The 16360-nt window shown below is 73.6% G+C and carries 15 protein-coding genes; 4 read left to right on the top strand and 11 right to left on the bottom strand.

Features of this window, described 5'->3' with window-relative positions:
- The first annotated feature begins 36 nt into the window (after nt 1-36).
- Together ACIA8N_RS06285 and ACIA8N_RS06280 are read left to right on the top strand one after the other, a co-directional pair.
- On the top strand, nt 37-552 hold the full coding sequence (locus ACIA8N_RS06285) for a carboxymuconolactone decarboxylase family protein (protein WP_365784816.1): 516 nt from the start codon (nt 37-39) through the stop codon (nt 550-552).
- Nucleotides 549-1304 carry an isocitrate lyase/phosphoenolpyruvate mutase family protein gene (locus tag ACIA8N_RS06280; protein ID WP_365784818.1) on the top strand — a complete coding sequence of 252 codons (756 nt, stop codon included), beginning with the start codon at nt 549-551 and terminating at the stop codon, nt 1302-1304. The genes ACIA8N_RS06285 and ACIA8N_RS06280 overlap by 4 nt, the downstream gene beginning before the upstream one ends.
- Nucleotides 1305-1397: 93 nt before the next feature.
- Here ACIA8N_RS06280 and ACIA8N_RS06275 read toward each other — a convergent pair whose 3' ends face one another.
- The 7 genes from ACIA8N_RS06275 to ACIA8N_RS06245 all read right to left on the bottom strand — a co-directional run bounded on the left by ACIA8N_RS06275 (nt 1398) and on the right by ACIA8N_RS06245 (nt 8762).
- Nucleotides 1398-2420: a hypothetical protein gene (locus tag ACIA8N_RS06275; protein WP_365784820.1), complete on the bottom strand. Its 1023-nt coding sequence runs from the start codon at nt 2418-2420 to the stop codon at nt 1398-1400.
- Between the two features lies 1 nt (nt 2421).
- Complete coding sequence (locus ACIA8N_RS06270; protein WP_365784822.1) at nt 2422-2814, bottom strand: hypothetical protein; 393 nt, start codon at nt 2812-2814, stop codon at nt 2422-2424.
- Nucleotides 2807-4552: a hypothetical protein gene (locus ACIA8N_RS06265; protein ID WP_365784824.1), complete on the bottom strand. Its 1746-nt coding sequence runs from the start codon at nt 4550-4552 to the stop codon at nt 2807-2809. Before ACIA8N_RS06265 ends, ACIA8N_RS06270 begins: the two co-directional genes overlap by 8 nt.
- A 219-nt stretch (nt 4553-4771) precedes the next feature.
- On the bottom strand, nt 4772-5761 hold the full coding sequence (locus ACIA8N_RS06260) for a malate dehydrogenase (protein WP_365784826.1): 990 nt from the start codon (nt 5759-5761) through the stop codon (nt 4772-4774).
- Nucleotides 5762-5986: 225 nt separating this feature from the next.
- The gene (locus ACIA8N_RS06255; protein WP_399415805.1) at nt 5987-7087 is read right to left on the bottom strand and encodes a DUF2690 domain-containing protein; all 1101 of its coding nucleotides are present in this window, start codon (nt 7085-7087) and stop codon (nt 5987-5989) included.
- Nucleotides 7088-7318: 231 nt separating this feature from the next.
- Nucleotides 7319-7900 carry a DUF3017 domain-containing protein gene (locus tag ACIA8N_RS06250; RefSeq protein WP_365783361.1) on the bottom strand — a complete coding sequence of 194 codons (582 nt, stop codon included), beginning with the start codon at nt 7898-7900 and terminating at the stop codon, nt 7319-7321.
- A gap of 1 nt (nt 7901) precedes the next feature.
- Nucleotides 7902-8762 (bottom strand): bifunctional methylenetetrahydrofolate dehydrogenase/methenyltetrahydrofolate cyclohydrolase, encoded by an 861-nt coding sequence (locus ACIA8N_RS06245; protein ID WP_030211332.1) that lies wholly within the window; start codon nt 8760-8762, stop codon nt 7902-7904.
- 249 nt (nt 8763-9011) lie between these two features.
- On the opposite strand from ACIA8N_RS06245, the gene ACIA8N_RS06240 reads away from it, so the two are divergent.
- A complete protein-coding gene (locus ACIA8N_RS06240) occupies nt 9012-9737 on the top strand; it encodes an RDD family protein (RefSeq protein ID WP_365783359.1) in 726 nt (241 codons plus the stop codon).
- A 90-nt stretch (nt 9738-9827) separates the two neighbouring features.
- On the opposite strand, the gene ACIA8N_RS06235 is transcribed toward ACIA8N_RS06240, so the two are convergent.
- The 3 genes from ACIA8N_RS06235 to purN all read right to left on the bottom strand — a co-directional run bounded on the left by ACIA8N_RS06235 (nt 9828) and on the right by purN (nt 13626).
- Nucleotides 9828-11279 (bottom strand): DUF2079 domain-containing protein, encoded by a 1452-nt coding sequence (locus ACIA8N_RS06235; protein ID WP_365783372.1) that lies wholly within the window; start codon nt 11277-11279, stop codon nt 9828-9830.
- Nucleotides 11280-11456: 177 nt separating this feature from the next.
- Nucleotides 11457-13022 carry a bifunctional phosphoribosylaminoimidazolecarboxamide formyltransferase/IMP cyclohydrolase gene (gene purH, locus ACIA8N_RS06230; RefSeq protein ID WP_365783357.1) on the bottom strand — a complete coding sequence of 522 codons (1566 nt, stop codon included), beginning with the start codon at nt 13020-13022 and terminating at the stop codon, nt 11457-11459.
- The gene (gene purN, locus ACIA8N_RS06225) at nt 12997-13626 is read right to left on the bottom strand and encodes a phosphoribosylglycinamide formyltransferase (RefSeq protein WP_030211340.1); all 630 of its coding nucleotides are present in this window, start codon (nt 13624-13626) and stop codon (nt 12997-12999) included. The genes purH and purN overlap by 26 nt, the downstream gene beginning before the upstream one ends.
- 359 nt (nt 13627-13985) lie before the next feature.
- Between purN and ACIA8N_RS06220 the strand changes: the two genes are divergently transcribed.
- Nucleotides 13986-14723 (top strand): hypothetical protein, encoded by a 738-nt coding sequence (locus ACIA8N_RS06220; protein ID WP_365783355.1) that lies wholly within the window; start codon nt 13986-13988, stop codon nt 14721-14723.
- 7 nt (nt 14724-14730) lie between these two features.
- On the opposite strand, the gene ACIA8N_RS06215 is transcribed toward ACIA8N_RS06220, so the two are convergent.
- On the bottom strand, nt 14731-16278 hold the full coding sequence (locus ACIA8N_RS06215; protein ID WP_365783353.1) for a DUF6350 family protein: 1548 nt from the start codon (nt 16276-16278) through the stop codon (nt 14731-14733).
- Nucleotides 16279-16360: the final 82 nt, after the last annotated feature.

The raw sequence follows: 16360 nt of genomic DNA, 5'->3' as shown, positions 1-16360 counted from the left end.
ATACTCCTGCGCCACCCGGCTCATACGGTGAGAGGCATGACGACCGACACCGTGAAGCCCACGGCCCCCGCCCCGACCGAGTACGCCCACGAGCACGCCCCCCGACTCCCCCTCGCCGAGCGCGTCCCCGAGTTCTACCGGGCCATGCTCCAGTTGGAGCGGGCGGCGGCGAAGGACGTCGACCCGACCCTCTACCATCTGATCAAGATCCGGGCCTCGCAGGTCAACCACTGCGCGTTCTGCCTCGACATGCACACCAAGGACGCCCTCGCCGAGGGCGAGACCGTCGAGCGCATCGTGCAGCTCTCCGCCTGGCGGGAGTCCCGGCACTTCTACACCGAGCGGGAGCTCGCGGCCCTCGCGCTGACCGAGTCCGTCACCCTCCTCACCGACGGCTCCGTCCCCGACGAGGTGTACGCCCAGGCCGCCGCGCACTTCGACGAGACCGAACTCGCCCGGGTCATCGGCGCGATCGTCGTCATCAACTCCTGGAACCGGATCGCCGTCACCACCCGGATGGCGCCCGGCCACTACACCCCCCGCTCCGCGTGAGCGGGGGCAGCGGGGCCGCGAAGGCCGAGGCGCTGCGCGCCCTGCACCGGGACCGGCCCGCCGGCGATCCGCTGGTCCTGCCCGGCCCGTGGGACGCGGTGAGCGCCCGCGCCTTCGAGGCGGCCGGCTTCCCGGCGCTCGCCACGCCGAGTGCCGGGGTGGCCGCCGCGCTCGGGTACGAGGACGGGGCGACGCCCACCGCGGAGATGTTCGGTGCCGTGGCCCGGATCGTGCGCGCGGTCTCCGTACCCGTCACGGCGGACCTGGAGGGCGGCTACGGCCTGCCCGCCGCGGAACTGGTGGAACGGGTACGGGAGTCCGGCGCCGTCGGGGTCAACCTGGAGGACACCGGCGAGGACCGCGAGCTGAGGGACGCGCGGGCGCACGCCGAGTGGCTGGCGGAGGTCCGGGCCGCCGCCGGGCCCGAACTCTTCGTCAACGCGCGCGTGGACGTGTACATCCGCCGCGTGCCCGACCCGGTGGGGGCGGCGATCACCCGCGCCCGGCTCTACGCGGAGGCGGGCGCGGACTGCGTCTACCCGATCGCCGCCCCGCCCGCCGACCTCCCGGCCCTGCGGGCCGCCCTCGGCGACCTCCCCCTCAACGCCCTCGCCGGTCCGGGCGGCCCGCCCTTCGCGGAGCTCGGCCGGCTGGGCGCGACCCGGATCACCTTCGGCGAGGGACTGCTCCTGCGCGCGCAGGACGACCTGTCGGCGCTGGCGACGAAGCTGCGGGAGGCGGGAACGCTCTGAACACGGCGCGCCCGCCCCGCGTCAGTGCCCGCCACGGCCTGAGCGCCCGCCAAAGCCTCCGTGCCCGCCAGCGCTTCGGTGCGCGCCAGAGCTTCAGTGCGCGCCAGGGCTGAAGAAGTCCAGGGCCACGCTGAGGACTTCGCGCTGCTTCGGCCAGGCGCTCTCCGGGCCCGCGGCCAGGATCGCGTAGTGGGTGCCGTCCGCGGCCGTGAAGGCCCGGTCGACGACCTGGCGGCGGCTGCCGTCGGGCCGGTCGTACGCGTAGACCAGTTCGGCGGAGTCGGCCGGGGCTCCGGCTTCGCCGGTGACCCGTTCGAGGCTGATCTCCCGGTACCCGGGCTTGCTGTCCCGGCCGTCCTCCGAGGCCCCGCGCAGGGCGTCGTACGGCGTCAGACCGGCCTCGGTGACCACGAAGACCTGGAGCAGGCTCCGGCCGTCCGGCGCGTTGTAGAAGACGCTCTGGCCGGACTCGGTGCGGTCCCAGCCCTCGGGGACGGCGACCGTGAAGCCCTTGAGGTCCTCGACGGCGCGGTAACCGGGCGGCGGTAGGTCGTCCGTGGGAGGGGTGGTGCCGTCGGACGGCGACAACGACGGCGACGGCGAGTCGGAGGTGGGCTCCGTCCCGGTGGGGTCGGTGCTCTCCGGCGGGGCCGGTACGGAGGCCGACGGGCCGCCGGCCGTCGGGGGCTTCCCGTCGCCGTCCCGGCCCCAGAGCAGCCAGCCGCCGGCGGAGCCCGCCACGAGGACGGCCGCGGCGACCCCCGCCGCGACGACGGTCCGCGACCGCGTCCGGGCCGCCGGAGCGACCGCTCCGGGTACGGGAGTCCGCCAGCCGCCCTCCTCGGGCACGTACACGGGCACGTGCGCGGGCGGGTGTGCGGGCGGATGTGCGGGCGGATGTGCGGGGGCGTCCGTGGAGACGTACTCCGGTATCGCCCCGACCGGCGCGTGATCCGGCCCGCGATCCGGCGCGTACTCCGGTGGGGGCGGAGCCGGGGGCACGACAGGCGGCCCGCCCCCGGCTCCCCCTACGGGGCCGGGTGCCGTGCCGCCGCTCTCCCAGCTCTGCGTCTCGTCGTTCCAGCGGGCCCCGCCGCCGCCCCCGTATCCGCTCATCTCACCCTCCGAGCAGGCTGCCGACGGCCTGCCCGACGGCCACCCCGGAGGCGAGGATCCCGGTCACCGCGCCCGCGTCGGTGAGGGCCGTGCGCAGCCGGGTCAGCCGCGTCCCGTCGGCCCGTCCGGTGCCTTCGATCTCGTCCTCGGCGTCGGAGAGTTCGGCGTCCAGGGCGGTCGTCTGCTCGGAGGGGACGACACCGCCGAGGTCGGCGCGGAGCCGGCGGATGGCCTGGAGCAGTTCCTCCTGGCGCGGGTCGCGGGCCGGCTGCGTGCCGTTCACCGTGTGGGTGACGGTGTTGTGGTCGCCGATGGTGACGCTGCCCCCGGTGTTGGTGACGTGGATGCCGCCAGGAGCGCGGTCGTCAGGGGTGCGGTTCCCGGTCTCAGCCACGGATTCCTCCGGTCGTGTCGGTGGTGAAGGTCTTGCTGGTGACGGTGTTGTGGTTGCCGATGGTCACGTTGCCCTTGGTGTTCTCGATGAACGTGGCGCCCTCGGCGACGTGCACGATCCTCTGCTCGAACTCGGCGGTCTCGTAACCGGCTTCGCGGAGCGCGACCGTCACGCCGTTGGCGACCCGGTCCTGCACGCTCTTGAGGTAGCGGCTGGCGTCCATCTCCTGGAAGAGCGAGGCCTCGTCGTCGGAGCCGAGCTCGCGGACGGAGACGGCGGGTCCTTCGGGCAGCGCGTTGGTGTGGCCCCCGGTGAGCAGCCGCCAGCCGTGGCCGATCGAGCGGCCGAGCGTGACCAGGGCCTGGCCCGCGGAGCGCGGGGTCTGGCCCAGCGCCCAGACGGCCTTGCCGAAGTGGTGGTTGTGCCGGTAGCGGTGGGCGTACCGGTCGGCGTACCGGTAGAGCGGCTTCACCGGCCGGAGCACGTGCGGCGCCACCTCCAGCATCAGCATCCCGCCCTGCGTGTGGACGCGGACGAAGACGGTGGTGACGATCTCCTCGCCCCAGCCGCCGACCCGGATCCGCAGGAAGTGCCGGCGGGTCTCGCCGCCCTCCTCGATGGAGCCGGAGCGGTGCGCCTCGAAGCCCTCGGGGCTGTACGGGGCGGCCTCGCGGGCCGGGAGTCCGTCGACCGGCAGGAAGACGACCTCGTCGATCTCCAGCTCGCGCAGCCGGTCCCGTACGGCGGCCTGGGCCTGCGGGGAGCCGTGCGGCGAGGGCACGCGCAGTGCCTCCACGAGCGGGACGACGTGCCGCATGATGGCGCTGTTGTCGAGCGGTTCGGGCGCCTTGCCGTCCAGGTTCTTGCGGGGCCGCAGTTCGACGGAGAGCGACCAGGGCTCGTACGGCTCGCCGGCACCGCGGAACGGGTCGTCGGCCCCGTACATGATGAGCCGGGCGTGCTGTTCGACCCGGATCCGGTCGCGCAGCCGGCGGGAGCGGACGCCCTGGGCCTGCTCGGCCGGGTCGGACTGCTGGTCGGGGAAGCGCTCCCGGGACAGCTCCTGCGTGAGCGCGCGGGCGAACTGGCCCTGCTGGGTGGCCACCGCCCAGGCCACGAGCAGCGGCACGGCGATGGTGATCCACACCTCCAGCGGGCCGATGCCCCACATCCCCTGGGAGGCGAGGCCGACCGCGAAGCCGAGGAACTCGCTCGCCTCGAAGAGGTCGCCGAGGAGCCCTCCGGCGGAGTCGTCGTCGCCGACGGCGAGGAAGAAGAGGAGCAGGACGGCCTGGAGGAGCATGATCCGGCCGTACCAGCGCAGGATGAAGGCGGGGACGCGGCGGTAGACGGGGGCGGCGGCGGACCGGCCGCGGATCCAGCGGGCCAGGGCCAGCACCAGGAACGGTGCGATCAGGAGGGCGATCATGCCCTTGGTGAGCGGGATCGCGACGATCCAGAGGGCCAGGATCCCGAGGGCCCAGCCGAGTTCGACGCGGCGGGCGCGCAGCGCGTGGGCGAGGACGCGGCTCGCGTCGAAGCCGAGCGAGGGGGCGGCGAAACGCTCCTCGTGGACGTACAGCTGGTCGATGACAGCGTCACGGAAGCCGTCGTCGAGGTACGTGCCGGCGCAGAGCAGCCGGGTCGCCTCGCTGGAGGCGGGTAACCGGCGCGGGTCGACGGCCGGCGGCGCGTGGGGCGGCCGGCCGGGTTGTTGCGGTACGGACGACTGTGTCAAGGCTCCCCCGATGGTGAGTAACCGAGCCGGTCCGGGGCTCAGTCGCCGCGAACCGGTGGGCCAGCATAGGGGAGGTCGGGGCCGGGGTGTTCCCTGTCGGCACGTGGAACGGCGCCCCCGGGACGTACGGTCGGTCGTACGTCCCGGGGGCGCCGAGAGTGTGGAGCCGGGCTCGCGTCAGCCTCTGCCGAGGAGAGCCGGACTCGCGTCAGCCGTGTCTCAGATGAGGCCGAGCTCGCGGACCGCGTCGCGCTCCTCGGCCAGCTCCGCCACGGAGGCGTCGATACGGCCGCGCGAGAAGTCGTTGATCTCCAGGCCCTGGACGATCTCGTACGTGCCGTCGGTGCAGGTGACGGGGAAGGAGGAGATGAGACCCTCCGGGACGCCGTAGGAGCCGTCCGACGGGATGCCCATGGAGGTCCAGTCGCCCGCGGCGGTGCCGTTGACCCAGGTGTGGACGTGGTCGATGGCGGCGTTCGCGGCGGAGGCGGCGGAGGACGCGCCACGGGCCTCGATGATCGCGGCGCCGCGCTTGGCGACGGTCGGGATGAAGGTGTCGGCCAGCCACGCCTCGTCGTTGACGACCTCGGCGGCGTTCTTGCCGGCGATCTCCGCGTGGAAGATGTCCGGGTACTGGGTCGCCGAGTGGTTGCCCCAGATGGTGAGGCGCTTGATGTCCTCGACCGAGGCGCCGGTCCTGGCCGCGAGCTGCGACAGGGCGCGGTTGTGGTCCAGGCGGGTCATCGCGGTGAAGCGCTCGGCCGGCACGTCCGGGGCGGCGGCCTGGGCGATCAGGGCGTTGGTGTTGGCCGGGTTGCCGACGACGAGGACCTTGATGTCGTCCGCGGCGTGGTCGTTGATGGCCTTGCCCTGCGGCTTGAAGATGCCGCCGTTGGCGGCGAGCAGGTCGCCGCGCTCCATGCCCTTGGTACGCGGGCGGGCGCCGACGAGCAGCGCGACGTTGGCACCCTCGAAGCCCTGGCTCGGGTCGTCGAAGATGTCGATGCCCTTGAGCAGCGGGAACGCGCAGTCGTCGAGCTCCATGGCGGTGCCCTCGGCGGCCTTGACGCCCTGCGGGATCTCGAGGAGGCGCAGCTTGACCGGCACGTCCGCGCCGAGCAGGTGGCCGGAGGCGATGCGGAAGAGCAGCGCGTAGCCGATCTGGCCGGCCGCGCCGGTGACGGTGACATTCACGGGAGTGCGGGTCATGGCGATCTCCGTAAGACAGCTGGCGGTGGGGGTCCCTGCCCCGGGTTCCGGACGTCCCTTCGTGATCGACGATCGACGATCGATCGCTGTGATCGATCGGTGTCTCGACGTGAAGAGATTTCCAGCGGTCAGGCTATCCGACCCGGGGCCTCCCGAACCCCCACCTTCTTGTGGTCCGGCTCACTGCCACCCGTCCGACGGGTGGCGGTCCGTCAGTCGGTGGCATCAGTCGGTGGTACAGCCCTGGCCCCCGTCGGCGAGCGTCGCGCAGGCCCGCGCGTCGGCGCCGGAGCCGACGGCGACCATCGGCGTGTACGCGTCGGTGTCCGGCTGCGCACCGGTGCCCGGGGTGACGGCGGCGCGCCGCACGGCGCCCGCGGCCTCGACGGTCACGGCGTCGCCGGGGGCGGCCCCGGTGATCCGGGCCCAGGCCGCCGCGCAGGTGTCGCTGTAGCGGACCTCGACCTGCGCGGCGCCGACACGCGTACGGGCGACGGTGGTGGCGAGGGGGCCGCCGCACCCCATCTCCTCGGGGTCCCGGCCGGCGCAGTCGGCTCCCGCGCACATCACTCCCGCGGGGAGGTCGGCGCGCGGCGTGGCGGGCGGGGCGCTCGTCGTGGGCGGCGCGGCCGCCCGGCCGTCGTCGCCGCCTCCGCCGTCGGAGCCGCCCAGGTCGACGAGGAGCAGGGCGGCGGTGATGACGAGCAGGGCGCCGAGGACCCCGGCGACGGAGAGCAGAACGGACCGCCGCCGGGCGCCGGGGTCGGAGGCGGGGGTGGGGGTGGGGGTGGGGGTGGGAGCCGGGGGGTGCGAATCGGCGGTGCGGGGCCGGGGCGCGGGCGACGCCCCCGGGGAAGTCACCGCCGGTTCGGGCCGGTCGAGGCGCCGGATCTGCATGGTGCGATCACCGGCGTCGGGCTCTGCGTCACGCCTCCTGCCGGACTCCTCGTCAGGCCTCCTGCCAGGCTCCGCGTCACGCACCCTGCCGGGCTCCGCGTCACGCCCCCCGTCGCGGGCGAGGTCGCGCGCCCCCTCGCGCTCCGCGTCACCGACCCGTCCGCGGCTCCAGGCGCGCTCCGCGAGCTCCCAGTCCGTCGCGAGGGCCGCCGCGTCGCTTCCGGTCACCTCCGCGAGTGCGACGACGGCGCTTCGGGGGACGGGCAGACGCCCGTTCAGATACGCGTCCCAGGACGGCCGTTCGTGTCCGGTGCGTTCGGCGACGGCGGTGACGGCGAGCCCGCTGCGGTCGATCAGCCGGCGGAGCCGCTCGGTGAACGCGGCGACGTTCGGGTCGAGTTCGTCCGGCAGCGCCTTCCAGCCAGGCATGTGCGGTCCCCCTAGTCCCGTGGTCCCTCGACTCCCGAAGGATGGCAGGTCCCGGGGCGATGCGTCCCCCGGATGCGGAGCCGAGGTAGCGGAATGGTCACTTCCGTGCCACAGCGCGCCGACGGGCCTTGTAGCGCCTTGGCACGTACATGACCCTTGATCACAGCGGCGCCCGCCCTCCCACGGGGGAGAGGGCGGGCGTCGTTCTCGAGTTCCGGGGGCCGACAGGCCTCAGGTCACCGTCAGGTGGAGGACGTCCTCCAGGAACGGGATCTTCAGCCAGGGCTCCGGCTGCACCATGAGCGCGAGCAGCACGATCAGGCCACCCATCACTCCGTACGTGATCATGTCCGTGAAGCGGGACCGTACGGCCAGCATGCCCACCGAGGGCAGCACCCGGCGCATCGCGGCCCCGACCAGGAGCGCGGCCCCGACGAGGATCGCGCCGATCCGGAAGGCCTCGGGGAACGGGTCCGTGCCCACCACGAGCAGCCCGAGTCCGGCGAGACCGAGCACGGTGATCAGCGGCCACTGGCGCGCGGGCGCCGGGGCGTCGCCGGGGGCCGCCCGACCGCCGCCCTCGGGCCGTGCGGTGTCGGTCGTGACGGTGGGAGGCCGCCTCCGCGGCCCGCCGGGGGCGGCGGAGCCGGAAGCGCCGGCCGCGGTACCGGCCGGGGCCGCCGCCTCGACCGCGCCCTCGGCGTCACCCTCGACCTCGGCTCCGGCCCCCGTGGCGTCCGGGGCCCCAGGCGTCCCAGGGGTCCCAGGGGTCCGCGGAGTCCCCGGGGTTCCCGGGGTCCCGGAGGTGGTCACCTCAGAGCGCCGCGGCCGCGCGCTCCGCGGCCTCGACGACGTTGACGAGGAGCTGGGCACGGGTCATCGGGCCGACACCGCCGGGGTTCGGGGAGATCCAGCCGGCCACCTCGGCGACGTCAGGGTGGACGTCACCGAGGATCTTGCCCTCGGCGTTGCGCGAGACGCCGACGTCGAGGACGGCCGCGCCCGGCTTCACGTCCTCGGGCTTGATGAGGTGGGGCACACCGGCCGCCGCGACGATGATGTCGGCGTTGCGCAGGTGCGCGGAGAGGTCCCGGGTGCCGGTGTGGCACTGGGTCACGGTCGCGTTCTCGGAGCGGCGGGTGAGGATGAGCGGCATCGGGCGCCCGATGGTGACACCGCGTCCGACGACCACGACCTCGGCGCCGTTGATCTCCACGCCGTGCGCGCGGAGCAGCGTGATGACGCCGTTCGGCGTGCAGGGCAGCGGGGCGGGCTCGTTGAGGACGAGCCGGCCGAGGTTGGTCGGGTGGAGTCCGTCGGCGTCCTTGGCCGGGTCCATCAGCTCCAGGATGCGGTTCTCGTCGATGCCCTTGGGCAGCGGGAGCTGGACGATGTAGCCCGTGCAGGCCGGGTCCTCGTTGAGTTCGCGGACGACCGCCTCGATCTCCTCCTGGGTGGCGGTGGCGGGCAGCGTGCGCTGGATCGACGCGAGGCCGACCTGGGCGCAGTCCCGGTGCTTTCCGGCCACGTACTTCTGACTGGCCGGGTCGTCGCCGACCAGGACGGTGCCGAGTCCGGGTGTGACGCCCTTCTCCTTGAGGGCCGCCACACGGACGGTCAGATCGGACTTGATCGCGGCTGCGGTGGCCTTGCCATCGAGAATCTGGGCGCTCATGCAGACATCCTCCCGGATGACCCCCGCCTTGTTCCAATTCGGTCGTTCCGAGGGGCCGGCCCGACGTGACGCCAGGTTGCACTTGCACAACTCCCTGGCATACCGACTGGACAAGGAGTCGGCGGTGGGACCACGATGACCGGCGAAGTACCGCGGAAAGTGCCGGGGGGAAATCCGCTCAAATGCCGTGACAGTCCTCCGCGCGGGCCGCGTCGTCCCCGCACAGATCAGCCACGGAGGAATCGCCCGATGAGCTTCGGCGACCCGAACAACCCCTACGGCCAGCCCCAGGACCCGAACCAGGGCCAGCAGCCCGGTTACGGATACCCGCAGCAGGCCCCGCAGGGCGTCCCGCCGCAGCAGGGCTACGGCTATCCCCAGCAGCAGCCGGGCGCGTACCCGCAGGCGCCGGGCACGCTTCAGGCCAACAACGGCTACATCAGCGTGCACGGTCTCGGCACCGTCCAGGTCGGTTCGATGGGTCTGCGGTTCGCCGCGCGCCTGATCGACGGCGTGGCCATCGGCGCCATCGTCTGGCTGCTGTCGCTCGTCGGCCTCGCGGGCGTCGTCGGCGCGGCCGAGTCCCTCGAGGACTGCACCGGCATCGACCCGATGACGCCGGCCTACCAGACCTGCGTCAACGACCAGGCCGCCGCGGCGGGTGGCATCTTCGCCGCCTTCTTCGGCTTCCTGTTCCTGATGTTCATCGCCACCATGCTCTACGAGTGGCTGATGATCTCCTTCGTCGGCGCCACCCTCGGCAAGATGGCCGTGGGCCTGCGCGTCGTGAAGGAGACCACGGGCGGCAAGCCGGGCCTCGGCGGCGGCTTCATCCGCTGGATCATCCCGATGGTCGGCGCGATCGTCTGCGGCATCGGCCAGCTCCTGGTCTACCTGTCGCCGTTCTTCGACAACACGGGCAAGACGCAGGGTTGGCACGACCGTGCCGCCGGCACGCTCGTCATCAAGAAGTAGCGTTTCCGGCGGGGTTCCCCGCCGCTCCGAGGGCCGTCCGGCACAACGCCGGGCGGCCCTCGGCCGTTTCCCGCGGAAGGCTCCGCGAGGTCACATCCGCTTGAGGACCGCGAAGCCCTCGGAGCGGTGGACGATCTCGTACCGCGCCTCCGGGTGCAGTTGCGTGGCCAGCTGCGCCGGGTCCGAGACCTGCTGCGACCAGCCGCGCAGGTCGTAGGCGAGGTAGTCGGGGGTGGCGCCCTTCGACGTGCCCACCCAGTAGACCCGGTGGTCCGCCGTGAGGTGCGCGAGGAGCGAGACGTCCGCCTCCACGCTCACGCCCTCCGGTACCGCGTCCACCGCCGCCCGCGCCTGCTCGGTCCGGGTGTCCGTCCGGTACGTCTCCGGCTTCAGGAGCTCCCGCAGCGGCAGGTTCACGGCGAGGACGAGCGCGACGGCCGTCGCGACCGGGACGACGACCTTCCCGTACGAGGCGAGCCACGCGCGCGGTGAGGTCCGCACCGAGCGGACGCCGTCCACGAGGGCCAGGAAGACCACCGGCATCAGGATCGCGCTGTAGTGCCAGTGCATGCCCCAGTGGTTGGGGTCCTGGGAGAGGAAACGCCAGCCGAGCGTGGGCAGGACGATCAGCATCAGCGGGGAGCGCAGGGCGAGGAAGCCGGTGATCGCGAGCAGGAAGATCACCATCTCCCAGCGCTCACCGGAGGTGAGGGCGTCGCCGATGACCTGCGTGAACGAGGTCTCGGTGCCCTCCCCCGTCTTCTCGATCTTGGACCAGTAGTCGTACTCGCCGACCCGGCTCGCCGCCGGGATCAGGACGAGTACGGTCAGCGCGAAGGCCGCCGCGCCGAAGCCCGCCAGGGCCGCGCCCAGCCGCTTCTGCCCCTTCAGGAAGAGGACCACGCCGACCATGGACACGGTGAGGCCCATGTCCTCCTTGACGAGGACGAGCGGCGCGGACCAGGCGACGGCCGCGGTCCACCGTCCGAGGAGCAGGGCCCGGCAGGTCAGGGCGAGCATCGGGACGGCGAAGGCGATCTCGTGGAAGTCGGACTTGACCGCTTCCTGGAGCCCCCAGGAGAGCCCGTACGCGACGGCGAGGCCGATGCCGGCGGCCCGGCTGCCGAGGATCTGCTGGGCGGTGCGGCCGACGACGACGGCGCCGGAGGCGAACAGCGCGGCCTGCCCGAAGAGCAGCGCGACCGGCGAGGGCCAGATCCAGTAGAGCGGCGCGAGGAGCGCGGTGACCGGGCTGAAGTGGTCGCCGAGTATGTGGAAGCCGGGGCCCTTGATGTCGGCGACGGGTGCGCGCAGCTCGGCGTACGCCCGGACGGACTGCCCGAAGATCCCGAGGTCCCACGACGGGGTGCGGAAGTGCGCGTACTGCACCCAGGAGTAGAGGAAGTACAGGCCGCAGAGGATGCCCGCGAGGATCAGGTACGGGCGGAGCGGGGCCGGTGCGAGGCCGGGCTCCTCGGCGCGCGCGGCGCCGGGATTGCCGGTGGCGTCCTCCTCGGCGGACCTGTTCTGTACGTCCAACACCACGCCCCCACTACCAGTGGTCGACAAAAGAGCAACCCATTAGACCAGAGTCCACCCGATCGGCGGACCTGTCGCCGCCGGGCTCTTCGCGGCCGACCGATTCACGAGCCGAGCCCGACGAGAGAGGGCCCGCCGGTACGCGCGTGCGTACCGGCGGGCCCCCCTCGTACTCCTGGATCAGTGGAAGAAGTGGCGCGTCCCCGTGAAGTACATCGTCACGCCGGCCTTCTTCGCGGCCTCGACGACCAGCTCGTCCCGCATCGAGCCGCCCGGCTGCACGACCGCCTTCACGCCGGCCGCGGTGAGGATCTCCAGGCCGTCGGGGAAGGGGAAGAAGGCGTCGGAGGCGGCGTAGGCACCGCGCGCCCGCTCCTCGCCCGCTCGCTCGACCGCGAGCTTCGCGGAGTCGACGCGGTTGACCTGGCCCATGCCGACGCCGACGGAGGCGCCGTCCTTGGAGAGCAGGATCGCGTTGGACTTGACCGCGCGGCAGGCCTTCCAGGCGAAGGCGAGCTCGGCGAGCTCCTCGGCGGACAGGGCCTCGCCGGTCGCCAGGGTCCAGTTCGCCGGGTCGTCGCCCGCGGCCTGGAGGCGGTCGGTGACCTGGAGCAGCGCGCCGCCGTCGATCGGCTTGACCTCGACCGGGTTGGCCGGGGCGCCGTCGGCGCGGAGCACGCGGATGTTCTTCTTCTTGGCCAGGACCTCGACCGCGCCGTCCTCGTACGCCGGGGCGACGATGACCTCGGTGAAGATCTCGGCGACCTGCTCGGCCATGGCGACGGAGACCGGGCGGTTGACGGCGATGACGCCGCCGAACGCGGACAGCGGGTCGCAGGCGTGCGCCTTGCGGTGGGCCTCGGCGACGTCGGCGCCGATCGCGATGCCGCACGGGTTGGCGTGCTTGATGATCGCGACGCACGGCTCGGTGTGGTCGTACGCGGCCCGGCGCGCGGCGTCGGTGTCCGTGTAGTTGTTGTACGACATCTCCTTGCCGTGCAGCTGCTCGGCCTCGGCGAGGCCGCCCGTGCCGTCGACGTAGAGCGCGGCGCCCTGGTGCGGGTTCTCGCCGTAGCGCAGGACGTCGGAGCGCTCGTACGTGTGGCCGAGGAAGTCCGGGAAGCCCGAGTCGTCGGAGGCGGCGTAGTCGGCGGCGAACCAGGAGGCGACGGCCACGTCGTACGCGGCGGTGTGCTGGAAGGCCCTGGCGGCGAACAGCTTGCGCAGGCCCAGGTTGGTCCCGCCCTCCTTGACCGCCTGGATGACCGCGGCGTACGCGCCCGGGTCCGTGACGACCAGCACCGACGGGTGGTTCTTGGCGGCGGCGCGGACCATCGACGGGCCGCCGATGTCGATCTGCTCGACGCACTCGTCCGCGGTGGCGCCGGAGGCGACGGTCTCGCGGAACGGGTACAGGTTCACGACCACCAGGTCGAAGGGCTCCACGCCCAGCTCGGCGAGCTGGTTGCGGTGGTCCTCGAGGCGCAGGTCGGCGAGGATGCCGGCGTGCACGCGCGGGTGCAGCGTCTTGACGCGGCCGTCCAGGCACTCGGGGAAGCCGGTCAGCTCCTCGACCTTGGTGACCGGCACACCGGCGGCGGCGATCTTCCCGGCCGTGGAGCCGGTGGAGACGAGCTCGACACCGGCCTCGTGCAGACCGCGGGCCAGCTCTTCCAGCCCCGTCTTGTCGTAGACGCTGACCAGCGCGCGGCGGATGGGCTTAACGGTGTCCGTGTTCACCGACATGAACCTTTCGTCCCTCAATGCGATAGCCGTGCCGGGCGAGGCGCCCCACGACGTCGACGAGCAGCGAGCGCTCGACTTCCTTGATGCGCTCGTGCAGAGCGGCTTCATCGTCCTCGTCCCGCACCTCGACCACGCCCTGGGCGATGATCGGGCCGGTGTCGACACCGTCGTCGACGAAGTGGACGGTGCACCCGGTGACCTTCGCGCCGTAGGCGAGGGCGTCACGCACCCCATGGGCACCGGGAAAACTGGGGAGAAGGGCCGGGTGGGTGTTGACGACCCGGCCGCCGAAGCGGGCGAGGAACTCCTTGCCGACGATCTTCATGAACCCGGCCGAGACGACGAGGTCCGGCTCGTGGGCGGCGGTCGCCTCGGTCAGCGCGCGGTCCCACTCGTCGCGGGTGGCGTGGTCCTTGACGCGGCAGACGTAGGTGGGCAGCCCGGCGCGTTCGGCGCGCTCCAGACCGACGATGCCGTCACGGTCCGCGCCCACGGCGACGACCTCGGCCCCGTACCCCTCGGGGTCCGCGGCGATGGCGTCGAGGAGCGCCTGCAGATTGGTACCGGAACCGGAGACCAGGACGACGAGGCGGGCGGCAGCCACTGGGTCACTCTTTCCGTGGTGTTTGTGCGGTCGTACGAACGAATCGTGCCGCTCGATACGGGGAACCCTACGAATGGCTCGACCGTCAGCAACGATACCGGCACACGGGACGGCCCCCACGGGACGGGGGCGGAGCAGGGCGGTAGCGTCAGGGGCCGACGCCCGAAGCACACCCCGGCCGGCACCGGCCGGACCCCGGACGTACGCCCGGACGTACGCCCGGACGGCGTAACGGACGAGCAGCACGCAGTACGGGCAGAGCACGACACGCACCACGCGCGTACAGCACGCAGACGAGACAGCAGCGGAGACCACGGGTGCGGCCGTGGTCGTGACGACAGAGGGAAGACGTTCAGCAGATGCCGGAACGCCAGTCCACGGACGACAACAACCCGTTCGCGCCGCCGCCCGAGGGCCGGCCGGATCAGCCGTGGCAGCCACGGCGACCGGAGGGCTCGGACGACGAGTCGTCCGGGACGCCGGACTCGTCGGGGCCGTCGGACGGCCGCTGGAGCCCGCGCCAGCCGGGCCCCTCGAACGACGGCTTCGGCCGTGGGCCCGAGCGCCAGGGCGGGCCGGAGGGCGGCCCCGGTCAGGGCGGTTCCGGTCAGGGCGGGCCCGGGCGCCAGGGGCTCCGCTGGGACCCGACGGACCCGGCGCAGCGCCGTGCGCGGTACGCGATCCTCGCCGGCATGTGGGCCTTCTTCTTCGCCCTCTTCGAGCTGCCGGAACTGGCGCTGCTCCTCGGCGCCCTGGGCCTCTACTGGGGCATCAGCTCGCTCCGCGCCAAGCCGAAGGCGCCCGCCGAGGTGTCGCCGACATCACAGCAGGCCGACCCGTCACCGTCTCAGCCCTCGGGACGCCCGTCGGGCCAGGGCGCCACGGCGACCCCGCTCCGCTCGATGCGCACGGCCGCGATCAGCGGCATCGTCGCGGCGAGCGTCGCCCTGATGATCGTCGCGGTGGGCTTCACCATGCAGCTCGTCTACAGCGACTTCTACGAGTGCCGTGACGACGCCCTCACCCACGCGGGCCGGCTGGCCTGCAACGACCTGCTGCCGAAGCCGCTCCGCGCGGGCTTCGGGGTCCGGGAGTAGCAGCGGCCTAACCGGCGGCCGGAGGCGGCGGCGGGGAGGGTTCCCAGGCCGCCGGGAGGTAGTCGTACGGCTCGAAGGCGGAATCGCCGTACGGGTCGTCGTCGATGCCGAGGTCCGAGGCCGACCGGGCCTCGCCGGACGCGGGCCCCTCGGGGGCGGACGGGGGGACGGAGCCGGGTGCGGGCCCGGCCCCGGAGGCGGAGGCCGCCCAGGGCACGGGGGCCGCCGCCCCCGGGGTCGCGGCTCCCGCTGCCGGGCCGGCCGTGGACGTGGGTGCGGTTGCGGTGGCGGTCACGGACGCCGACACCGGCGCCACCGCCGGCACCGGCACCGCCGCCGGCCGAGCCGCCGGCAAGGGCTTCGGGCGCAGGCCGCGGCGGCCCCATGCCCGTACTCCCAGAGCCGTCGGGACACCCGCGCAGACCCCCCACAGGACCGTCGCCGCGCCCGCCTGCCACCACACCGGGCCGAACGCGGACAGCCGGCCGGCACCGAGCGGGCCGCCCGCGGCCCCGGCGAGGACGGCGACGACCACTCCACAGCCCCAGGCCGCGCCCAGTGCCGTGAGCGCCGTGTCCCGGGCCGCCCAGGTCCGCGCCGCGCGGCCCACGCGCCATCCCTGGAGCACGGTGGCGGCCAGCGGGGCGGCCACGGCGGACCAGTGGAGCCAGCCGCCGGGCCCCTGGTCGGGCAGGGCGGCCAGGAGCGGGAAGGGCGGCACGGCCGGATCACCCGCGAGGCCCAAGGGCGTGGCGAGCGCACCCGTACCGAGGGCGAAGCCGGATCCGAGCCCGTACGCGGCCCCCCAGACGGCCATGTTCGGCAGCAGCGCCAGGACGAGCAGCAGGACCGCCACCCGCCCCGACCACTCCCCCGCGAGACCCGCGTACGCGGTCTGCGCCTCGCGCGCGTGCCAGGCCAGCGACACCGCCGCGGCGACCGCGCCGCCGCCGAGCAGCGTCACGAGCCCGAGGCCCGCCCCGCGCAGGGCGACGGCGGCCTCGCGCTGCCGCGGCAGCGGCCGTCCGAGCGCCGTCCAGACCCCCGCGTACGCCGCGCCCCCGACGACGGCCGGCATCCAGAGACCGGCGGTGACCAGATCGGCGGGGAGCGGACCGCTCGCGCTGTAGAGCACGACCGCGGCGGCCACCAGCAGATACCCCCCGGCCACGGCGGCGACGGCGCCGCTCGCGGAGGGGGTCGGCCGGTCGCCGTCGTCGCCCGCGTCGAGGGTGTCCCGGGCGGCCCGGTGGACGAGCCAGACGGGCAGGGCGGCGAGGAGCAGCGGGACGACGCCGAGCGGAGCGGGCAGGCCGGACAGGGTGTCCGTACGGACGAGGTCCACGCCGTGGGCGAGCAGCCAGAGTCCGGCGGCCAGGTGCAGGGCGCCGCCGGGGCCGCTGTCGGGGTACGGGGAGCTGATCCAGGCCGCGACCACCAGGACCGCGAGGCCGCCGAGGCCGAGTCCTGCGGCGAGTCCGCCGCGGACACAGGCGGTGGCGAGCGCGGTGGAACGGCCGCCCTGGACCAGGGGGTGCTCGGTCACGTGGGTCACGGGCTCATGCTGCCAACGACACGCGCTTTTGCCGCGTAACAGGCAAACCTCCGTTGTGTCGCTCAAGATACGTTTATGTACT

Source organism: Streptomyces sp. NPDC051822 (genome assembly GCF_044452745.1).
GTDB lineage: Bacteria > Actinomycetota > Actinomycetes > Streptomycetales > Streptomycetaceae > Streptomyces.
This window is presented reverse-complemented; position numbering and strand designations above follow the sequence as displayed.